Genomic DNA, 21,209 nt, shown 5'->3' with positions numbered 1-21,209 from the left:
CTGGCTAACGATTAAAAGATCTATTGCTTATCCATTTGGCTGGGTTGTGAACGCAAATACTCACTATATAAGGTGTCGAGGTTAATAAGCTGACTTGCACGCCACACTTTCCAGCTTAATTCAGGGTGCTGCTGATAAAACTGCTCAGAAAATGCCATAAAACCAAACGACGTTTCTATCGGTGGAAAAACCGCTTCCAAGTGGTTAAAGGGAGGCGATAATGTGATTGGCATATTACCGATTTGGCAAAGGCCAATGGTCGCATCTAGTAATTCATTTTCAACCAGTGCAATAGCATGCTCCAACGAGTCGGTTTCGAATATGGAAAAATGCTTGGGCATACTTTCTCGAATAGCATACCCACGAGGTACTGCGAGTTCTATTTCTTTGCTCAGATTTAATGTTGCTTTGTTAGTTTTGCTTTTGAGTAAACAAGTGCTGATCCGATTAATTGCATATTGCTGTGCAATAGTGCCATCGGGATTCTTTGGATACGCCATTTGCTCTTCTCTGGATGCTCGGTGACTTGCCACCACAGCATCAACTTTGCCATTTTCCAGCTCATGCAAGCAACGGCTCCATGGCTTTCGAGTGTAAGTGAAGTTCACCTCTTTTACGTGCTCGTCAAGCTGTTGCACTATCTGGATCGTGACGCCTGGATTTGCCGATGGCACAGTTTGCCCTGCACCATGGATAAAGGGTGGAGCATGTTTATCTTCATAACAAAAGCGAACCTCTGTTGCCATACAGGTCCACGAAGTAAAAACGCAAAAAGCAATAAATAGCAGTCTCAACATTCACTCCAAACATGTAGTAAATCGAAATAACAACGATTAACCACTAGTATACTCTATTTTTTAAAGCTTACTCCCTCGTGTTGCAACAACCACTCTTTCGCTTCAAGTCCACCAGCATATCCTGTTAGTTTGCCATTTGCACCAATAATGCGATGACAAGGCACTATGATACTAATTGGATTTTTGCCGTTGGCAGCGCCAACAGCACGGACGGCATTTTTGTTCCCTAAGCGCTCCGCTATCCAACCATAGCTATGCGTTTCACCAAATGGTACTTGTGCCAACACCTGCCAGACTTGCTTTTGAAAGTGCGTACCATCCACATCAAGTACCACATCAAAGCGTTGGCGTTTGCCAGCAAAGTATTCTGTTAACTGTTTTTTTGCCATTTCTGTATGCCGATTTTCCCCTTGCTCATAACGCGTCTTTGGAAAAAAACCAACATATCGTAAACCATTATTGGATGCTTGTATTATCCACTCTCCAGTGGGCGAGGCTAATGTAGTTTCAATCATAATTGTTGCCATAGTTGAAAAGTTAAATAAGAACGAAAAGGAGCACACTTTTCGATATCTATTGTTTTTAAGGATTTTTCCATTGCCTTTTTGACACCCAAATCACCACCCAAGTAAATGTCTGGGTGACTCAATCCGCGCATTTTTGCATAGTCGACAGTCCAAGGGCCTATCCCTTTAATATTTAACCAGTCATCAAGTTCAACATGTTCCGAACCAACATATTGCTCAGCGAAAGCTTTAATAGCCGCTTTTCTCCGCTCAGGCATTTTGAAAAAGACGAGATCACTATCAAATACGGCCTTAGGCTTAGGGAAGTAACGCATGCCATCTTCAGCTACCTCACCAAGTGTTTCAACCAATAAAGCAAGTAAGTTTCTCGCCGCTTGAACACTGATTTGTTGACCTAAAATAGCTCTCATTCCCGCTTCAAACTCACTCCAGATCCCAGGTAATCTGAGTCCCTCTTGTAGCGGCAAATCAGGTGCGGCTTCATGAAGGTGAGACTCAATAAAACAGGTATCCGCATCCAAATCTAACACACGCCTGATCTGCGCAATCATCGGAACTAACAAGGATAAATCACAGAGCGCGATAACCACTTTAAAGCGATGTTTTTCAGGCTCGATAGTCGCGGTGAAGCGCCCTGTTTCCCCTTCTATCATCACGGTTCGCCCATAACCGTTTTCTGTTAACCACTCGATACCTGGCACAATTCTCATTGCTAAAAACTGCTGCATTTTATCCCAGTTGTACGGTGGTCGATAAGACAAGTAAATCGCAATGGCTGAGCCACTACCTGCGTCTCTTCTGAGTTGACTTGGTGATAACTGATACAGTTTCTGGAATGCATCATTAAAGCGTCGCAATGAATTAAACCCGGCGGCAAACGCGACTTGCGTGACAGGAAGGTCACTTTGCTGTAATAGCTGCTTAGCTAAGTCACATTGCTTATAAAGTGCATATTGTTTGGGGCTGGTGCCAAAATATTGATTGAATACTTTATTTAAATAACGGACCGAAATGCCTAACCTATCGGCTAAGTCTTCTGTCGAATGACGTATCAAGGCCCCCTCGTCGATTAACTTTTTGGCTCTGACTGCGGTTGTTTCCGTGCCAAGCCATGCATAACTACCCGGTGCGCTGTCAGGGCGGCAGCGAATACAAGGTCTAAAGCCAGCTTGCGCTGCATTGTGGGCAAATTGAAAATACTCAACATTTTTTTCTTTTGCAGCAGGTGCTGGACATATTGGCCGACAATAAATGCCGGTGCTCTTGACCGCAACAAAAAACAACCCATCAAATCTAGCATCGCGACTATTTCTAGCTTGAGAACAAACTTCTGGTGTATACATGACTTTCGCTCGTACTTCGTTTTCACTCAGTCTAATAGCTATCACTATAGCAAACTAGCCATTTTTGGTACTCAACCATATTTGGAGTATTCATGAAAAAAGCCCGCTAGGGGCTTAAATAACTGAGGAAAAAGTACTAACCTATTGCTTGATTATATCTGCGCTCGACTTCAGACCAATTAATGACGTTGTAAAAAGCGGCGATGTATTCTGGTCGACGATTCTGATATTTGAGGTAATAAGCATGTTCCCACACATCTAAACCCAATATTGGGGTGTGCTGCTCCATGTAGGGACTATCTTGGTTAAGACTACTCGTCACCGCTAACTTGCCATTTTCATCTACAACTAACCATGCCCAGCCACTGCCAAATCGGCTGACAGCAGCGTTTGTAAATTCAGTTTTAAAGCTATCAAAACCGCCGAATTCACTTTCTATCGCTTGTTTTAACGGCCCATCACACAAAGGCGCATAATTCGGAGTCATAATTTGCCAGAACAAACTATGGTTATTGTGCCCGCCGACATGTTCTTGCACTGCTTTTTGTAAGGTTTCAGGTAACGTTTTAATGTTTCTCAGCAACGTTTCGGTGTCTTTACCCGCGAACTCCGTCCCCTCTAATGCTGCGTTTGCTTTATTTATATATGTCTGATGATGCAAAGTATGATGGATCTCCATCGTTTTCGCGTCGATATGTGGTTCCAGTGCATCATATGCGTACGGTAATTCAGGTAAGGTATAAGCCATTCGACCTCCAAATGTTAATGTAAAACGCGAGAATGCAGGTGTGTTACCAGCATCGCTTCGTTAATTTGATGAATAAGCTCAGGTAAATGAGGATAGCGTGTTGCAAAATGGATCAACTCTTGTCGAGTTTTATGCAAATGATGTAAGACGATAGGCGCAAGTTCGTTGTTATATTCGAGGTAGGTTGCATGTATCTTCAGATGGATTGAGATAAGTTGCTGGCACGCTCTATTTGGTTGGTCAAGCGCAATAAAGGTATCAGCTAGATTATGCGCGGATACCACGACGGCTGGTAAACTGTGCTCTATGGCACTCATCACAACGCTGTCTTTTTGGCATAATAAAAACTCATCTAAAATACCTGTCGCGAGTGTCAATGCAACCTGATATTCATCACGGGCGCGCAGAAATATTTGCGCTTGATATGCTTGATTACCTGAGAGTATTTTAGCTTGCCAAGGTGACAACACTGAAGATAACGCGCAAACTCCACTTGCTAAGTGGTTTGCACTAAGGTCCATGCGATTTTTCATATTTTACCCTTATACCGAACTAGCTTGCTTGTGCAAGCAAACCAGTATGAGCTATTGGAGCACTATACGATCACAAAAACATTAATGCAAACTATTTTCATTTGTATTTATTTAATTTCTACACACTGATGTGTTACCAAAGAGTCCTCGGTTAATTCAAGTGTGGTATGCGACAATCCAAACCGCGACTGTAAACTCTCTTTTAACCGCGCTAGCGTGCTTTGGTCGCTCAAGGACGTAATGACAACTTGCGCCTCTAAAATATATTCATGCTCATTGAGCTGCCAAACATGAATATGGCTTACTGTCTTAACATTCTCTTGAGTCTCAAGGTATTCCTTAACCTCTTGAATATTCACATTATCTGGCGTCGCCTGCATGAGAATTCTAATACTACTTTTACTCAATTCAACACCATGGTAAATCACGTACGCGGAGATCAATACAGTGGCGATAAGATCCACCACATACCATTGATATAAGATGATTAATGTTCCAGCCACGATCACTGCAACGGAAGCCGCAGCATCAGAAACATTGTGAATAAATGCCGCACGAATATTTAGGCTGGTCTTTGCACCTGCAGAATAAGTAATAAGTGCTGTGATAACATCGATAACTAACGCCAAGGCCGCGAGCCACACCACTATCCAGCCATCAATTGGCTCTGGATTTAAAAATCGAGAAATCGCCTCGAATAACAGATAAACCCCAACAACAATGAGTGTCGCGCTATTAATTAACGCCCCAATTATTTCAGCACGTTGATAGCCATAAGTGAGTTCAAGTGAGGCCGGCTTTCTAGCAACTTTTTGCGCGACTAACGCGATAATAAGCGCACCGGCGTCACTTAAATTATGTAGCGCATCAGCAACCAAAGAGAGACTGCCAGAAAGAATGCCACCAACGACCTGCGCGACACTCAGTAGAATATTAACAAATACGGCCCAACCGAGCTTATTTCCATGATGGTGATGATGTGCGTGAGACATACTAAATCCTATTTATTGATCCGAAGAAGGGGCCACTTTCAATGGCCCCCACGGGCATTACGAATTTTTAATTTGCTTTGAGAATAGTGGATAAAGTGCTGGCAATACAAACAACGTCAGCAAGGTTGACGTTAATAATCCACCAACAATTACACTGGCAAGCGGCCTTTGAATTTCAGCGCCCACTCCTGTCGATAGCAGCATGGGAATAAGTCCCAGCGCTGAGGTTATCGCAGTCATAAGCACGGGTCTAAGCCTTGAAATTGCTCCCTCAAAGACACCCGAATGAAGCGATTCTCCCGCAGCCAATCGCTGGTTTATGCTCTCAACCATGACCACACCATTGAGTACCGCGACACCGAATAAGGTGATAAACCCAACCGAGCTTGGGACCGAGAGATATTGTCCTGAGATATATAAAGAAAATACCCCACCAATGACCGCAAGCGGCACATTCACTAAAATAAGCGCAGCCTGAGCCATTGAACCAAATGCAAAGTAAAGCAAGAGTGCTATTAGCGCCAAAGATAACGGCACCACGATTGCCAAGCGTTTTTGTGCTCGTTGCTGGTTTTCAAATTGACCACCGATTTCAACACCATAACCTGTTGGTAAGTCAACTTTACTATCAATAGCCGCGCGAATATCACTTACTACACTGCCCATATCACGACCTTGCACATTAGCTTGGATCACCACTCGACGTTGAACGTCATCTCGTCTTACTTGCGGAGGACCAGATTGATATTCAACATTCGCAACATCAGCCAACCGGATCCACGCCCCTGAACTTGATTGTAAACGTATTTCTTCAATAGTCTGTTTGCTTTGACGGTACTTGGGTGCCAAGCGGACATAAATATCATAGCGCTCATTACCGTTGATGACCTGCCCCGCTTTACTGCCGCCAATGCCATCTTGCACTAATGCCATAACGTCCCCGACAGCTAAACCGTAGCGCGATAACGCTTGACGTTTTGGGGTGATGATCAGCTGTGACTCGCCAGCTATTTGCTCAATTTGTACGCCCTCGGTCCCCTCAACTTGCGCCACGGCAGCCTCAATTTCCTTGCCTTTTTTTGCAAGCACAGCTAAGTCTGGGCCAAATAGCTTAATTGCCAACTGCGCTTTAACACCTGAGAGTAATTCATCGACACGCGTCGCAATAGGCTGTGAAAAATTAAACAGTAAGCCGGGGTAAGCCGATAGCTTTTGTTCCATCAAAGCTTGTAATTCGTAGCGATTATTTGCGCTTTGCCACTGTGCTACTGGCGCAAGGCCAATATAGATTTCAATGTTATTTACCGGTTCAGGATCGCCACCTATCTCCGCTCGACCAATTCTGCTTAGCGCGTAGTTTACTTCAGGAAAAGTGAGCAGCATTTTTTCCAGCTCAGGCGCAACATTAAGCGCGGTTTCAAGACTAGCGGAAGGTGCCAGCGTTACCCTTAGGTTGATGGTGCCTTCTTCAAGCTCTGGGACAAACTCGGTACCAATTTTAGTGAACGTAAAACCGGCCGCCGCCATCAATAATATGACGATTGCCATCAACAACTTTTGCCTATGCAACACTCGATTTAACGTCCAGCGGTAGCCTTTTTCTAGCGCGACGAGAATTATACTCTCTCGCGCTTTAACGCCATGTTTAAATAAGTAGGTCGCAAGCGCTGGGACAATGATAAGGGCAACAAATATCGCCGCAACAACAGCCAAAATAATACTGATTGCCATGGGTTGAAATAACTTAGCTTCAACCCCTTCAAAACTAAATAACGGGGTGAACACTACTAAGATTATACTGGCAGCAAAAAAGATTGGCCTTGCCACTTCCTTTCCTGCGAGCTCAACAATGAGTCCTACAGAGAAGTCATCACTTTCCTTTTGCCTTGTTAGGTGTTTAAAGATGTTTTCTACCATCACCACTGAGCCGTCAACTAACATCCCTATCGCGACTGCGATACCACCTAGCGACATTAAGTTGGCCGATACGCCAAGCCACGCCATAACCACAAGTGCAATGGCAATTGAAATAGGAATTGAAATGAGCACCAGGAAAGTCGCTCTCAGATTCATTAAAAACAGCGCGAGCACCACAACGATAAAAATAAATGCCAGTGCCAAGGCTTCAACGACAGTTTGTACTGCTTTGCTGATTAAATCAGACTGATCGTAAAACGGCTCAAACCTTACCCCTTCGGGTAGTGCTTTATTAATAAGTTCCACGCGGTTGTTAATGCTATCAATGGTTGCTTTGGTGTTTGCTCCCATTCGCTTTAGCACTATGCCTGTTACGACTTCACCGAGCTGTTCCACTCCACCAGAGGCGCTTTTTCTAGACATCGTGACAGCGCCTTGACGGATTTCTCCACCAATCGATACAGTAGCAACCTGAGCCACAGTCACGACCGTGCCATCAATGGTTTTGACGGGCACGTTGGCAATCTCCTGGATCCCCTTCTCCCCACTTTGAAACCAGCCAGTTCCGCGGATCACCAATTGCTCTTGACCGCGCTCTAAATACCAGCCGCCAACATTTTGGTTATTACGCTCGATGGCACTCACCACATCTTGCTGAGTGAGTGCATAAGCCAATAGCTTATTTGGGTCGATATTGACTTGATATTGACGCACATCGCCGCCAAAAGCCAATACATCAGTTACCCCGTCAATGGGCATAATTAACAGCTTAACCACCCAGTCATTGAGACTACGTAAGGCCATTGCATCATATTCAGAGTTCGGCTCGCTCATCAGCATATATTGAAATACTTGACCAAGCCCTGAGGTATTTGGCCCCATTTCCGGCGTACCCACACCACTTGGGATCAACTCCTTTGCAGCTTGGAGGCGCTCAAATACCAACTGTCTGGCAAAATAGATATCGGTGCCTTCCTTAAATACCACCGTAACGCCAGATAGACCTGTTTTAGAAATTGAACGCACTTGCTGCACATCAGGCAAGGCATACATCACAGCCTCAATTGGATAAGTGATTAACTGCTCAACCTCTTCCGCTGCCAGTCCCGGCGCTTCAGTATTCACCGCAACCTGCACATTCGTTACATCGGGAAACGCATCTAAGTTGAGTTTTGGAATAGTCACGCTAGCAGTTGCCGTGATAACGAGTAAAAAAAGAATAATTAGAAGCCGATTGTTTACAGACCAATCGATAATTCGATTAAACATGATGAGGCTCCCCTTAATGGTTATGCGGATCGAAGCCTGATTTGGCTTGCTCTGACGCAATAAAGAACGCCCCGGTTACGGCCACGCGCTCACCCACAGCCAAACCGATAACTTCAACCTGAGCGCCAAAATCTTCACCTAAAGTCACTTCTTTGGGATGGAACTCGCCGGGCGCTTCTTCGATGTACACCACCCAATCACCGTCAGGACCACGACTTAACGCGTCTGCAGGTAACGCAATGGTTGGCTCTTTTGACGGTATGATAAAGTTGACGTTTACAAACATCCCTGCGTGCAGCTTGTCGTCACTATTTTCAACCAATAGGCGGATCTGTCTGGTTCGAGTAATGGGGTCGATTGTATGCGCTTCTTGGATAACTCGAGCCGCATATTGCTGATCTTCTATGCCAATCAATGCTTTAGAGTTAACCGCTAACGAAAGTTGAGAGTTCGGTTGTAAACGGGCTTCCACCCATAGCTCGCTTTCATCAGTGATTGCCATTAAAGTTGTGCCAGAAGCAACATGCTGGCCCTGAGTAAAGGCATCTTGAGTCACCACTCCCTCGCGCTCAGCAACGAGCGTATATTGGCCAAGTTCACTAGCGGGCTTAGTGGCTATTTCTTTAATCTCCTTTTCTGTTACTCCAAGTGCCAACAACTTTGAATAAGCCGAACTAAAATCGGCACTTGCTTGAACGCGTTCACGCTCACTGATGGTTTCTTTACTTAAGCGTTTAACTCTATCCCACTCTGTTGAAGCGACCAAATACTGCGCTTGGGCCTGCGCCATTGCCTCCGAGAATAAGGTGATAAGTGGGTCGTTAACATTAACCATAGAACCAAGCGTAGTGTGTCGCTTTAACACGATTGAATCGGCTCTTGGCGATACTAAATAGCTGGTATAACCATTGGCTTTTACTTCTCCAGGTGCAAAATAAAAGCGCTCATGGCTTTCCAACTTGACTTCTTTGGTCTGAATTCCGGCAAAACGCATTTGTTGCTGCGTTAGTACGATGGCATTTTCTTCCTCTTCATGTTCTTCATGACCATCGCCAGCATATGCTAGCGAGCTAAAAAGCGCGTTCACCGCGAAATAGATGGAGAAAATTTTAAAGTTTGTCATTCGATACTCTTTTACTCAAGAACGTAAGTTGACGTTCAAAACCGTTAGCTTGTTTAACGAATTGCACCAAGCATTGCTGTTACAGTGCCAATTTGCGAACAAGAATGCACTTCTCAAGCAGACGTGATTTACCTGTAATCACGTCATCAGCTAAGAAGGAGTAATACCAACCGGTGTTAAAGTAGCTCATTTACTTAATACAATTGGTATAAACGGAGTGGGCAGTATCACTGAAAGCAAAACTCATAAGCATAGAAAACACGCTTAGTTGTTTACTCACAAACACGAATTTTCGCTAAGTTGGGTTTATCAATTTACTCATTAACCTAGATTCAGGTTAGTTAAGTTAAATTGAGGTAGTACCTTCAATGATAACCGCGACTTAAGCGATCGGTGGACGATGTGCTTGCTCTACAAAAGCACGCACTTTGGTATCTGATTGAGGATAAATTTCGCTATTTGGTCGCATTTCAAAGGGGATAAAAGATTTTAAAATCACTAAATTCAAATGCGTCCCACTGCAATGGCCACAGTGGTGGCAGTCTTTTGTATGATGGTCGCTGGGGTCTGCTTGCACATCTTCAGCATGATCGTGAGTATGTTGGAGGTGAGACACTTCGATTTGATGGAAGCTAGATTCAGACGCGAATACACTCACAGATTGCACCGCAAGTAGAAGCATCACAAAAATCAAAACTAGCTTATTCAAATCTACATTTCTCTTTAAAACAAAAGATCGTTGTCAATTTACCACCTGCACTTGTTCTGTCAATAGTAGCGCTAAGCTTTAAGTCTTATTTTTTGCTGTCATTACTGATCCTACTCAAAATGAAATAACAATAATTTGCATTGTTAGGCCAAAACATCAACTTAAATGCGAATTATAATCAATATATAACACCATGTTTTATAAAGATTTTTCATTGACACATCACATAAATCCGTTAGACTAGCCGCATATTCACAGTTTGAGGTAACAGCATGCAAGGTAAACAAAAAGTCATCGACGCATTCAATAAGCTATTAGCCAATGAGCTTGCAGCTATCGATCAATATTTCATCCATTCACGTATGTACGAAGATTGGGGGTTGAGCAAACTATACCAACGCCTTGAGCACGAACGTGAAGAAGAAACCACGCATGCAGATTGGTTGATCAAACGCATTCTTTTCTTGGAAGGGGTACCTAACATGACAAAACGTCGTGATCTACTCATCGGCCAAGATGTTAAGTCCATGATGGAAAACGACCTAAAACTAGAGCTTGAAGTTGTCGAATGCGTTAAAGAAGCAATCAAAATCTGTGAAGAAGAGCAAGATTACCAATCTCGAGAAACGCTTGAAAAGCTGTTGTTTGATACAGAAGAAGATCATGTTTACTGGCTAGAGCAGCAAATTCGCCTGATTGATCTTATCGGTGCTCCGAATTATATCCAATCTCAGCTTTAATATTAAGGACTCGACAAATGAAAGGTGATAGAGAAGTAATCGTAGCGCTTAATAAAGTTTTGGCCAATGAGTTGGTAGGTATCAACCAATACTTTTTGCACGCACGTATGTTTAAAGACTTCGGTTTTAGCCAGTTAGACAAAGCGGATTATAAAGTCTCAATACAAAAAATGAAAAACGCTGACCGCCTTATCGAGCGAATTTTGTTCTTGGAAGGCCTTCCTAACTTACAAGATTTAGGTCGTTTAAAAATTGGTGAAAACAGCGCTGAGATGATTGATTGCAATATGGCATTTGAGCAAGCGTCTTTGGTCGACCTCCAAGCAGCAATTAAATTGTGTGAAGAAAAGCAAGATTACATCAGCCGTGAAGCGTTAGATAAAATCCAAAACGAGCAAGAAGAGCAAATTGACTGGCTTGAAACTCAGCAACATCTAATTAAGGTGATGGGAATAGAAAACTACTTACAGTCTCAACTATAAGTATTTAATTGAGGTTGCGTGATAATGTACTGTTACGCAACCTGATCAGTGACATCAACAATCGCAATCAGCTTTTCATTTAGAATTTTCTTCGCACAGTTACAGCACTTTCCACACTGCTTACCAACAGATAATGTCTGGCTAAGATCACGCATTGAACGAGCACCATCGTCTATCGTCTCTGCAATCTTTTTATCTGTAACACCATGGCAAATGCACACATACATAAATGAAAACCAATCTCAAACTCATTAACTGAAAACAAGTCTAATCTAAACGATAACAATTATCAACACATACCTTAGCTATAAATGCGAATTATTTTTCTTTGTAAGCTGCAGCAAAGACTTCGTTATTCACACTTCGTAAAACGTCGTACTCAAGCCGACGTTTATTTCTATAAAATTAAGAAAAATCCAGTAAAACTGCTACGCTTAACTTAACCAGATGAGTTTCACTTTAAACATGAGAGTTTGGGTGCACTTTCACCCAAGAAGATTGTTTTGTTTGCTACAAATGACAAACCTTAAACATGTATAAATTGTTAAATATATTGCATAAAAACCAAGGTTTAAGTTGATTTCAATCTAGCATTTCCGCTAGACTTCGCGTCACCGCTAACAGTTTTATTAGCGCGGATCAGCTTAGTTTGATTTGGTAACATGTTGTTAAAGGACTAAATGAGATTGGATAGAGAAAGGTCTTTTAATGAAGCAAGCGCTATTGTGTTTTTTTATATTATTATCTTTGTGTTGCATAGTCGCGCCTAGCCACGCCCATAACTTCGGTCAATATACTTCTCGTTTCTCTGTTGAGGAGGGGTTAAGTCAATCAGCAATCACCGCCATCACACAAGATAAACATGGCTTTATTTGGATCGGTACTCTTCAAGGCTTAAACCGCTATGACGGCAATCAAATCGTTAGTATTGCAGCCTCTCAGGGTCTTGATGAGCAAGAAATAGTTGGGTTATTCAATATCTCGAATGACGAGTTACTGATCTCTACTGGTATCAGCGGTGCGTTTTTATTGAATGTTGATGACTACACAGTTCAACAAATCTACGACGGTAAACGTCAAGACAACAACGCAGCTCCAAAACCCATCGCTACAGCCATTGCTCATCGAGAAAATATCATCTTCTCCATTGAAAGTGACCTCTACACATTAGATCGCGATACGTTAAAGTCAGAATTACTCACTCACTTCGCACCAAGTAGCTACATTCGCGCCATAAACGTTATCGGTAATTTTGTGATTATTGGTACAACGGAAGGTCTATTCACCTATTCTCTTGCGACCGGCAATGTAGAGCAAATAAATTACACAGATTCAAAGTCAGAACTCAGTCATGATGTTAAATTACTCAAACGCGACCCATCGTTGGGGTTACTCGTTGGTACTGTAGAAGGCTTATTTGTAATTCCAGTCAGTAATCAAACACTTGTTGCTTCAAAAAGCTATGAGCTTGTTCCTGAGAAAAATATTTGGGGACATCAAATCACTCCCTATGGCGAGTTTATTGCTACCGAACATGGATTGTTGCTTATTGATAGAAGAAAAAAAACCAGTTCAAAGGTGCTTTCCTTAACCGAGGGGCAATATCGTCTCACCAACCCCAGTATCACTAACCTTTACGCAGATAGAAACAATAACCTATGGATGGGCACGTATAATGATGGTGCATATTTATGGCCTTCAAGCTCGCTGCGCTTTACAACATTTATAAACACCCAAGACAGGTTTGCCAATAACAATATCTGGTCGATTCACCCTACCAACAATAACACGGTACTCCTCGGTACGGATAACGGCATTAATGAGTTTGATTTGAGCACCCAGCAATTGAAATCCAGTTACCTGCAAAATAGAGACCCAAAAGCGCTGTACGGAGCAGATGCTGTATTCTCTATTTTTAATTCTTCATATTTCGACAAAAATACATTTCTTATACAAACAACTCAAGAGACCGCACTATTTAACACCGACACCAAACAGCTAAACCCAATTACGCTTGAAAATGGTGACAAACTTGAACCATATAGCTGGGGTATCGCTAAGTACTCAGAAAGTAAGTTTCCATTTATCAATAGCAACGGGTTTTATGAATATGATGCTGCCACTAGTACAGTGCGGGCATTAGAAGGACTGTCAAAGCAGCTGGCAGCGGCACAGAGCTTTTTGATCCTACCGCCTTTGGATACGACTAACGATGAATATTGGATAAGTACGGACATCAGTTTGGTCAAATATAATGAGTCAACAGATACCCTAACAACAATTTACAACAAATCGGATAAGCACTTGGTCTCCGCCGTTAATAGTTGGGTAGTAGATAGAGCTGGAACACTATGGTTGGCGACCTCAACCGAAGGTCTAGTCGGGATCAATAAAGATACTTACGCCGAAGAATACAAGCTAACGACTGAACAAGGTTTGATGAGTAATGCTATCTACAATCTCCAGTTAGATAGAGATGGAATGATTTGGGCCAGTAGTCAACGCGGCATGTTTAAATTTGATCCAATAAATAAAGTATTGGAAACCTTTGGAACGAATCAAGGCCTGCCGACGCTTGAGTTTAACGGAGGGGCAGCAGCAGCACTTGAATCTGGCAAGCTGATGTTCGGTACAGTCAACGGCTCTATCACTTTCGATCCGGAACAGTTTTCAGATGGCGCGGTTAAGCGCCGCCCACTACTGGTCACTCAAATGGATATTTTAAGCAGGGATCAAACCTACTTAGCACCTGATGCAATATTGCAAGCATTTGATTTTAAGTTTGATGACATGGGCATTGAGCTACTGTTTTCTGATTTTGACTTCAATGCCAATCATCATATTCAATACCAAGCTTCTTTGCATGGTCCAAGTGCACTTACGTTTTCAAGCTTAAAACGAAACAAAGTATTTCTAAATCAATTACTCCCTGGTGATTATCAGTTAATCGTTGCACCGCATTCGCTTGACGGTGATGACCTGAGCAATGCACTCAACTTGCGCTTTCATGTTGCTCACTCTCCATGGCGCTCGCCTGTTGCATTAATCTTATACAGTCTAAGTGCATTCGCGCTAATATCGCTCGTCGTTATTAAGCACAAACAGAAACAACGTCAGCTTGAAACTGCACTTAAAGCCGTTACGCATGCAGGAAGGCAAACGAAGCTGGCGTTGAAATCAACCAAAAGCGGCGTTTGGTCAGCAGATGTCGTTGCACGCCAAATCACACAGCAGCGCGCCGAAGCGCTTGGCTTTGAGAGTGATACTATGACGTTGCAAGAACACTATAACGCCATTCATCCGGATGATAGAGAAGTTGTCGAGCGTGCTTGGAAGAAATTTATTTCTAACCCGACCAAAGAGCAGCTTTCTCTATCTTATCGACTGCGCTGCACTGACAATAATTGGCACTGGTTTCACGACTTTGGCCAAGTCGCAGAGTTTGACGCACAAGGCAAAGCCACTGAACTACACGGTATTTATACCAATGTAACCACGCAAAAAGCGAACCAGATGCGCGCAAATATGCTGGGTGAGGCCTTCAGCCAAGTGAACGATTGGATTGTGATCTTAGACCCTAACTTACAGCCCATTTCGGTCAATAGTAGCTTCTGTAGAGCATTTCAACTGCAGGAAAACGAAGCGTTAAACGACTTAACGACTGAGCGTTTTGTTAATGCCATCGGGCAAAAGAAGTTCCACGGTTTAATTGCAAATTTAAAATCTCTTGGACCAAATCAATATCTAAGACAGGAAGTTCAAGTTACAGACGGCTGGGATAAAGTGCATCCAGTTCAACTAAGCATTAGCGCGGTTTCCAAGGACAATGTGAATCTCCAATACTTCGTGGTCGTTGTTACCGATTTGACTGAGCAGAAAAAAGCCGAGAATGAACTTAGATATCTCGCCAATTTCGACGCTTTGACGGAGCTGCCGAATCGCAGCTTAATGCTACAGCACATTGAATTTGCGCTGTTTAACGCAAACAACACACAGCAAAGCTGTGCCCTACTCTTTATTGACTTAGATAAATTTAAACCAATTAATGATGCCTATGGACATCATATTGGCGATAAACTACTGGTCGCGATAACTAAGCGGATCAAAGAGCAAATTAACAATAATTGTATCTTAGCAAGGCAGAGTGGCGATGAGTTTCTTGTGCTAATTAAGTCCTTCCCTAGCATCGAATATGTGAGCGAGGTAGTCTCCCGCTTAGTGAAGCACATACCCGAACGTATCGAAATTGATGGGATCACCATGAGTGTATCTGCCAGTATTGGCGTTGCAGTTTACCCGTTTGATGCACCGGACTCAGAATCCTTAATCCGTAACGCGGATATCGCCATGATCCATGCAAAGCAATCGGGAAGAAATGCATTCAAGTTCTTTACTGAGACAATGAATGAAGAGATCAGTAAAAAGCTTCGGTTAGAAACCGCAATGAAAACGGCAGTTAAAGACGGTGAGTTTTTCAATCACTATCAGCCTATCATCAATACCACAACGGGTCAGCTTGCAGGCGTTGAGTTACTCATGCGTTGGCGCAATAATGACATGCTAATTCCTCCATGCGATTTTATTCCAATCGCTGAAGAAAGCGGCTTGATCGAAACCTTGACTGAGCAAGCGCTTATCAGAGCCTTAATAGAATTGCGTCCATTGTTTACACAAGAACCAGACTTTTATTTATCTCTTAATTTAAGCGCGGTACATATTTTACGCTCAGATATCGCACACCAGTTCACTGAGATTTTAAAAGCGCATGGTCTTACTAATCGTTGCTTAAGACTTGAAATCACCGAGTCAATTTTTATGTCTGATATGGTTAAGGCACGAGCAACTATCAACGAAATGAAGCGGGCTGATTTTATATTGCTACTCGACGACTTCGGCACTGGCTTTTCTTCACTCACGTATCTGAATGAGTTCCCTCTTGATATTATAAAGATTGACCAAGGGTTTGTACGCAATATGAGCGCAAAACCCGCGAATAAATCTATCATTAGAACCATTTATTTATTGGCGCAAAGCTTAAACATGAAGTGTATTGCAGAAGGTGTCGAGACAGAATCTCAGCTTAATTATCTAAGAGACGTAGGCTGTGAATATATGCAAGGCTACCACTTCGCAAAGCCTATGGCGATTGACGATTTGCTCGCATTTTACGAACAGCATGAACGCTCACGAGCTTGATCGCGGGTTGAGTGGGCTAGCCTAAGCGTTAGCCCTTATCTTGCGTTTCACTATCAGGCAGTTCTGAGCGCTGCCATTCACTAAGCTTTTGATAAAGTTCGTTAATATCAATGGGTTTAGCAATAAAATCATCCATGCCTGCCTGGATACATTTTTGTTTATCTTCTTCGTAGGCGTTCGCTGTTATCGCAATAATATGTGGATTGCCGTATATATTTGGCTCGTTTCTGATTGCTTTGGTACAAGCAAAGCCGTCCATATTCGGCATTTGGCAATCCATTAAAACTAAGGCATAGTTTTTCGCCTTCATTGCAACTAAAGCTTCGACTCCGTCGTCCACTTTATCTAACAAGCAGTGCGTTTTCTCTAGCAACTTACCAACAACCACTTGGTTAATTTTATTGTCTTCTACCAATAGAACATCGAGGCCATTAAAATCAGGAGCCCCTACTTCTTGTTGCTCTCTCTTAACCCCCTGCCCTTTTGAAGCTGGAATATCTACATAGAATTTACTACCGAGCCCAAGTTCACTGTGAATGCTTATCTCGCCATGCATCGCTTCGACTAGTTTTTTAGAAATAGCTAAGCCAAGTCCGGTACCACCAAACTTTCTTGTGGTTGAAAGGTCTGCCTGAGTAAACTCATGGAACAACGTTTCCTGTTGCGCTTTTGAAATGCCAATTCCAGTGTCAGCAACAGTAAACTTTAACATCCCACTCTCATAATGGACGGAAAGTGTTATGTGGCCTTTGTTGGTAAACTTTCCAGCATTGCTGAGTAAATTATTTACCACTTGTGACACGCGTAGTTCATCTAACTCAAGGTACGTAGGGAGTTCAGCCCCCTTCTCGTACTTAAACTCAACACCATATCTGACGTTAGAAATTTTGAAAATGCTGACCAGACTGTCGAGCATTTCTTGTAAATTCACTGCCCGGCGTTCTATTTTCAAAGCCCCCGCCTCAATTTTAGAATAATCCAAAATATCATTGAGGATAAGCATCAGGTTCTTTGCCGACTGCCGTATAATTGTTATTTGGTCTGCCATCTCATTGCTAAGACTTTGCTCTCTGATCAAGCTATCCGACATACCGATAATTCCATTTAACGGCGTTCTAATTTCATGACTCATATTGGCGAGGAACCGACTCTTGGAATGATTAGCAGCGTTAGCGGCTTCTACGGCTTTGGTTAGCTCTTCCGTTTTCTCAGCAACTTGTTGCTCTAACTCACGATTGAAGTCGGTAAGCTTACGGTTAAGTCTTTCGTTTTCTAGGCTGGCTTGGTTTTGTTTTGTAAAACTCAGTGTTAGCTTAAAAGCCAGCTGATTGAACTGCTGCTGCAACTCAATTATTTCTAAAAAGCTGCTATCTGCATTCGCCGAATTTTCGATTAAAGTTGAAGGTTCGTAAGCACGAATATCATGACTGAGCGCCACAATTGGACGCACCAACAATCGAGTGAGCTGACGGACAAAAATAGAACTCAATACAATAATCGCAAGCGCAAGTCCCAATGCATCTGACCAAGCTTCTGCAGCAACTAGGTTAAGATATTTACGATCGAGCATAGTGATAACTGACCATTCATATTGCTTAGATACCGCAGTTTGTTTAAATAAAATCTGCTCAGTCGAGTCTTCAAAAGTTGAGGATTCCTTATCAAATAGGGCTTGCAACACCACATCACTTGGCATATCTAGGGTTTTAAATTCGGTCTTTAACGAGCTATAGACAACCCTTTTATGTTTATCCAACACAATCAAATTGGCATCTTCAGCAAGAATTTTTGGAATAAAGCGTTCAAATGAACCAAATATTAAAGACCCTTCCACAATCCCCCTAAACTCTTCAGCGATAAAGATTGGTGCTGAAATTGCGACAATAGGCGCTTCATCAAAACCACGTCCTTGAAATATGCCTGAAACAAATCCTTCTGGGTATTCGGGAGCTTTAATAAAGTAGTCTCTATCTGACACATTGGCGTTTGTTCCCTTCATCGTCTCAGCAAAATGCTGCGGATAAAGGTGAGTAACATTAGCATCTTTGTCCGCAACAATCGCGGTTCTAAAATTAGCATGAGTTTTTAGCAACCGCTCAATAACATAATCAGCATCAATCCCTAAGGATACATCCGTTGCGGATATCACCATCGCGCGACGGTATGCATCAAGGTAGTCATCAATTTGAGCGACTATAGAACCGGATGCTTCTTCAAGCTGTGTTTTTATCTCTGCTTCAATTCTTTTATAGTAATTGTTTGTCAGCACGACGGTTGTCATTAATACAACTAAAACGATAACAAGGTTGACGGTAGAATTCAGAATTTGATTGAGCGGCATCCCTTGCCACTTGCTGCGAGTAAAGAAAAAGCTCAGCAAGTCAACCACAGCGAGGCAAATACCAGCGTTGATTAGGTACTTAGCCAGTGCAGTGAATATAACGAGTAACGGCAGTTCGAGGGCAAAATAGCCAAAAATAAATAATGCAGGTAACCCCAACAAAATCCAATAAACGATACCCCGAACAAAAAATGGCTTGGCGAAACGGACGCAGACAAAGTGAAGCCACAACACTTCGAAGAAAAAAACCACAGAAGGCCAAGCATGCTCCCATCGATACCAAATAAAACCGGCACCTATAATCACAGCGATGATGGCATAGCGCCATCCGCATAGCAGCAGGATAAATAATACAAACAGCTGGCCAAAAAGGAATTCAGAACTATCCAAAAACCAAATTGGCAACAGATTGGCCAGCCCGCCAAGTACACCTAAGACTAAAGTTATGATGAGCGCTTGCTTTTGATTCAAATGTTACACCACCGGTTTTTGATACTGCCTATGTATAACAATAAAAAATATTTTAAAACCTGCCAAGGTAGTGCAACAAATAACTAAAAAATATATCACACATTGGGTTTATTTTCCCTAATGATGAGGGCAGTCATGGCTCTCTATTTGTAGCACACTACTCAGCACATTAAAGGACTTTTTCAACGCTTCTTCCACTTCCACGCGACACGCTGAATCATGAGATTCGATAGTACAGTGATGCTTTAATACCACATGTGCACCAACGACAACCGCCCCATCAATTTTGCTAACCGTAATATTATGGGCGCTTTCAACATGCTCCGTAGACACAATCGTTCTCTCAACTTCTTGAACCGTAGGTAAAACTTCTGGGGGTGTAGCAAGTCCTTTAAGACAAGCAATTATCACCTTAATTCCTGTGAACAATACAAAGACAGAAATCAGCATGCTCGAGAGAATATCAACCACCTCCCAGCCTGTGAGGTGTATAATCACACCTGCGATAAATGTCGATATGGTGGACAGTAAATCAAAAAATGAGTGCAAGAAAACAGCATAGACGTTAATACTGTCTTTACGGCCTTTGTACAGCACCCAAGCGGACGCCCCATGAAACAAAAACCCAATTGCAGCAATCATAGACATTAAATAGCTATTCACCTCTAGGTCATGACCGCCCGCATGATGAGACAATCGCTCACTCCCTTCGAGCAAGATAATTACCGCAATTGAAAGGTAGAGAATGCCATTGATAAGTCCACCGGTATATTCAGCACGCTTGTAACCATCGTTATATGTTTTAGCAAGATAAACTGCCACACTTGACGCTATCAACGCGATAAATAAAGAACTATTGTGCACAAACAAGTGTCCAGCATCAGCTAACACAGCGAGAGAATTAGCGTAATAAGCACCAATAACTTGAATGATCATAAAAGAGCAAGTGATTGCAAGCGCAATCAATAATCTTCGGCGAGAAGCTTGATGCGTAGTGATATCTGTCATGAAATGAGTCGTGTACCTAATTTAATATAAGATGCTACGTACAACCACAGCATAAGATGGAGCCATTTGACTAAATGCACCTCACCCTATCTTTTATACCGTGTAGGAAAAAGCCGTGATTCAAAAATACAGAAATAAATTTAGAAATATACGTAGTTAACCTGAGCTTAGGATAATTAATGCCTTTCTAGCAGCCAATTTTAGCGCTAACTACGTTGAATTCACTTCCAATAGCCAGCTATTGGTGCGCAAATTCGCCTAGTTATCATCAAAACTCTCTGGCTAGATAAGGTAGTAATTTAATGTTACTTTAGAAACAATGAGTTACCTCATTCCTCATCTAAACCTCAGGTTAGTTATCGTTTAAACATTGCCCTAAATGGCAATGATATACAGTCTCAATTGTAACGTTTCCACGAGCTAAATGCACTAACATTTGCGGCTGTAACGGCCGACTTTATAGAAAATTTTGACACCCATCGCTTTTACTTGCGGTAAAGTACAATTAGATTTTTTCTAACTGAGTTACAACGTCGGTTGCGATTTGCTTTAATATTTCACAATCAGCTTCACTCAACTCTCGGGGTTCTATATCGATAACACATACGGTCCCAACGCGAAAACCGCTGGACAATATGATAGGAGCACCAGCATAAAATCGAATATGAGGGGCATTTAACACCAAAGGGTTATCCATAAAGCGAGGATCTTCGAGCGTATCATGAACCACAAATACCGTGTCTTCTAATATTGCATGACCACAAAATGAAACATCGCGAGACGTTTGCTCAGCATCCAATCCAAAGCGAGATTTAAACCATTGCCTGTTCTTGTCAACAAGACTCACCAATGCAATTGGAGCATCAAAAACATGGGCAGTAAATTGAGTAATTCGGTCCAATTCAAGTGTTGGTTTTGTATCGAGTATCGCAAGCTCCCTAAGCGCATGTAACCTAGCTGGTTCGTTTTTAGGTACCTCAGGGGTTTTCATAATCTACTTACTTAATTAGACA

16 protein-coding genes are annotated in these 21,209 nt (G+C 42.5%); 3 read left to right on the top strand and 13 right to left on the bottom strand.

The window, feature by feature from the left end:
• Positions 1–20 precede the first annotated feature (20 nt).
• The 9 genes from MHN32_RS04680 to MHN32_RS04640 form a co-directional block, all read right to left on the bottom strand.
• Positions 21–746: a transporter substrate-binding domain-containing protein gene (locus MHN32_RS04680; RefSeq protein WP_227387831.1), complete on the bottom strand. Its 726-nt coding sequence runs from the start codon at positions 744–746 to the stop codon at positions 21–23.
• A 104-nt stretch (positions 747–850) separates the two neighbouring features.
• The gene (locus tag MHN32_RS04675) at positions 851–1,312 is read right to left on the bottom strand and encodes a methylated-DNA--[protein]-cysteine S-methyltransferase (RefSeq protein ID WP_174170708.1); all 462 of its coding nucleotides are present in this window, start codon (positions 1,310–1,312) and stop codon (positions 851–853) included.
• Positions 1,309–2,667, bottom strand: coding sequence for an AlkA N-terminal domain-containing protein (locus MHN32_RS04670; protein WP_239421058.1), 1,359 nt, complete (start codon positions 2,665–2,667; stop codon positions 1,309–1,311). Before MHN32_RS04670 ends, MHN32_RS04675 begins: the two co-directional genes overlap by 4 nt.
• Positions 2,668–2,803: 136 nt before the next feature.
• Complete coding sequence (locus MHN32_RS04665) at positions 2,804–3,415, bottom strand: superoxide dismutase (RefSeq protein ID WP_206471110.1); 612 nt, start codon at positions 3,413–3,415, stop codon at positions 2,804–2,806.
• A 14-nt stretch (positions 3,416–3,429) separates the two neighbouring features.
• Positions 3,430–3,948 carry a hypothetical protein gene (locus MHN32_RS04660; RefSeq protein WP_239421057.1) on the bottom strand — a complete coding sequence of 173 codons (519 nt, stop codon included), beginning with the start codon at positions 3,946–3,948 and terminating at the stop codon, positions 3,430–3,432.
• Positions 3,949–4,055: 107 nt separating this feature from the next.
• Complete coding sequence (locus tag MHN32_RS04655) at positions 4,056–4,940, bottom strand: cation diffusion facilitator family transporter (RefSeq protein WP_010607511.1); 885 nt, start codon at positions 4,938–4,940, stop codon at positions 4,056–4,058.
• A gap of 57 nt (positions 4,941–4,997) precedes the next feature.
• Positions 4,998–8,126, bottom strand: coding sequence for a CusA/CzcA family heavy metal efflux RND transporter (locus MHN32_RS04650; protein ID WP_239421056.1), 3,129 nt, complete (start codon positions 8,124–8,126; stop codon positions 4,998–5,000).
• 13 nt (positions 8,127–8,139) lie between these two features.
• A complete protein-coding gene (locus MHN32_RS04645) occupies positions 8,140–9,249 on the bottom strand; it encodes an efflux RND transporter periplasmic adaptor subunit (protein ID WP_010607509.1) in 1,110 nt (369 codons plus the stop codon).
• Positions 9,250–9,631: 382 nt separating this feature from the next.
• A complete protein-coding gene (locus MHN32_RS04640; RefSeq protein WP_010607508.1) occupies positions 9,632–9,958 on the bottom strand; it encodes a DUF2946 family protein in 327 nt (108 codons plus the stop codon).
• 272 nt (positions 9,959–10,230) lie between these two features.
• Between MHN32_RS04640 and bfr (MHN32_RS04635) the strand changes: the two genes are divergently transcribed.
• Together bfr (MHN32_RS04635) and bfr (MHN32_RS04630) are read left to right on the top strand one after the other, a co-directional pair.
• Entirely contained in the window at positions 10,231–10,698 is a 468-nt protein-coding gene (gene bfr, locus MHN32_RS04635) for a bacterioferritin (RefSeq protein WP_010607507.1), read from the top strand.
• 17 nt (positions 10,699–10,715) lie between these two features.
• Complete coding sequence (gene bfr / locus MHN32_RS04630) at positions 10,716–11,180, top strand: bacterioferritin (RefSeq protein WP_010375235.1); 465 nt, start codon at positions 10,716–10,718, stop codon at positions 11,178–11,180.
• Between the two features lie 32 nt (positions 11,181–11,212).
• Here the strand turns inward: bfr (MHN32_RS04630) and MHN32_RS04625 are convergent, their stop codons facing one another.
• A complete protein-coding gene (locus tag MHN32_RS04625; protein WP_010607506.1) occupies positions 11,213–11,407 on the bottom strand; it encodes a (2Fe-2S)-binding protein in 195 nt (64 codons plus the stop codon).
• 481 nt (positions 11,408–11,888) lie between these two features.
• On the opposite strand from MHN32_RS04625, the gene MHN32_RS04620 reads away from it, so the two are divergent.
• Positions 11,889–16,376 carry an EAL domain-containing protein gene (locus MHN32_RS04620; RefSeq protein ID WP_239421055.1) on the top strand — a complete coding sequence of 1,496 codons (4,488 nt, stop codon included), beginning with the start codon at positions 11,889–11,891 and terminating at the stop codon, positions 16,374–16,376.
• A gap of 28 nt (positions 16,377–16,404) precedes the next feature.
• On the opposite strand, the gene MHN32_RS04615 is transcribed toward MHN32_RS04620, so the two are convergent.
• From MHN32_RS04615 to MHN32_RS04605, 3 genes are all read right to left on the bottom strand, one after another.
• A complete protein-coding gene (locus MHN32_RS04615) occupies positions 16,405–19,188 on the bottom strand; it encodes an ATP-binding protein (RefSeq protein WP_206471116.1) in 2,784 nt (927 codons plus the stop codon).
• Between the two features lie 117 nt (positions 19,189–19,305).
• Positions 19,306–20,196 carry a cation diffusion facilitator family transporter gene (locus tag MHN32_RS04610; protein ID WP_010375246.1) on the bottom strand — a complete coding sequence of 297 codons (891 nt, stop codon included), beginning with the start codon at positions 20,194–20,196 and terminating at the stop codon, positions 19,306–19,308.
• A 505-nt stretch (positions 20,197–20,701) separates the two neighbouring features.
• Entirely contained in the window at positions 20,702–21,187 is a 486-nt protein-coding gene (locus MHN32_RS04605; RefSeq protein ID WP_239421054.1) for a GAF domain-containing protein, read from the bottom strand.
• Between the last annotated feature and the right edge of the window lie 22 nt (positions 21,188–21,209).

It is taken from the genome of Pseudoalteromonas sp. Of11M-6 (assembly GCF_022347905.1).
In the GTDB taxonomy this organism is placed as follows: Bacteria; Pseudomonadota; Gammaproteobacteria; order Enterobacterales; family Alteromonadaceae; genus Pseudoalteromonas.
This window is presented reverse-complemented; position numbering and strand designations above follow the sequence as displayed.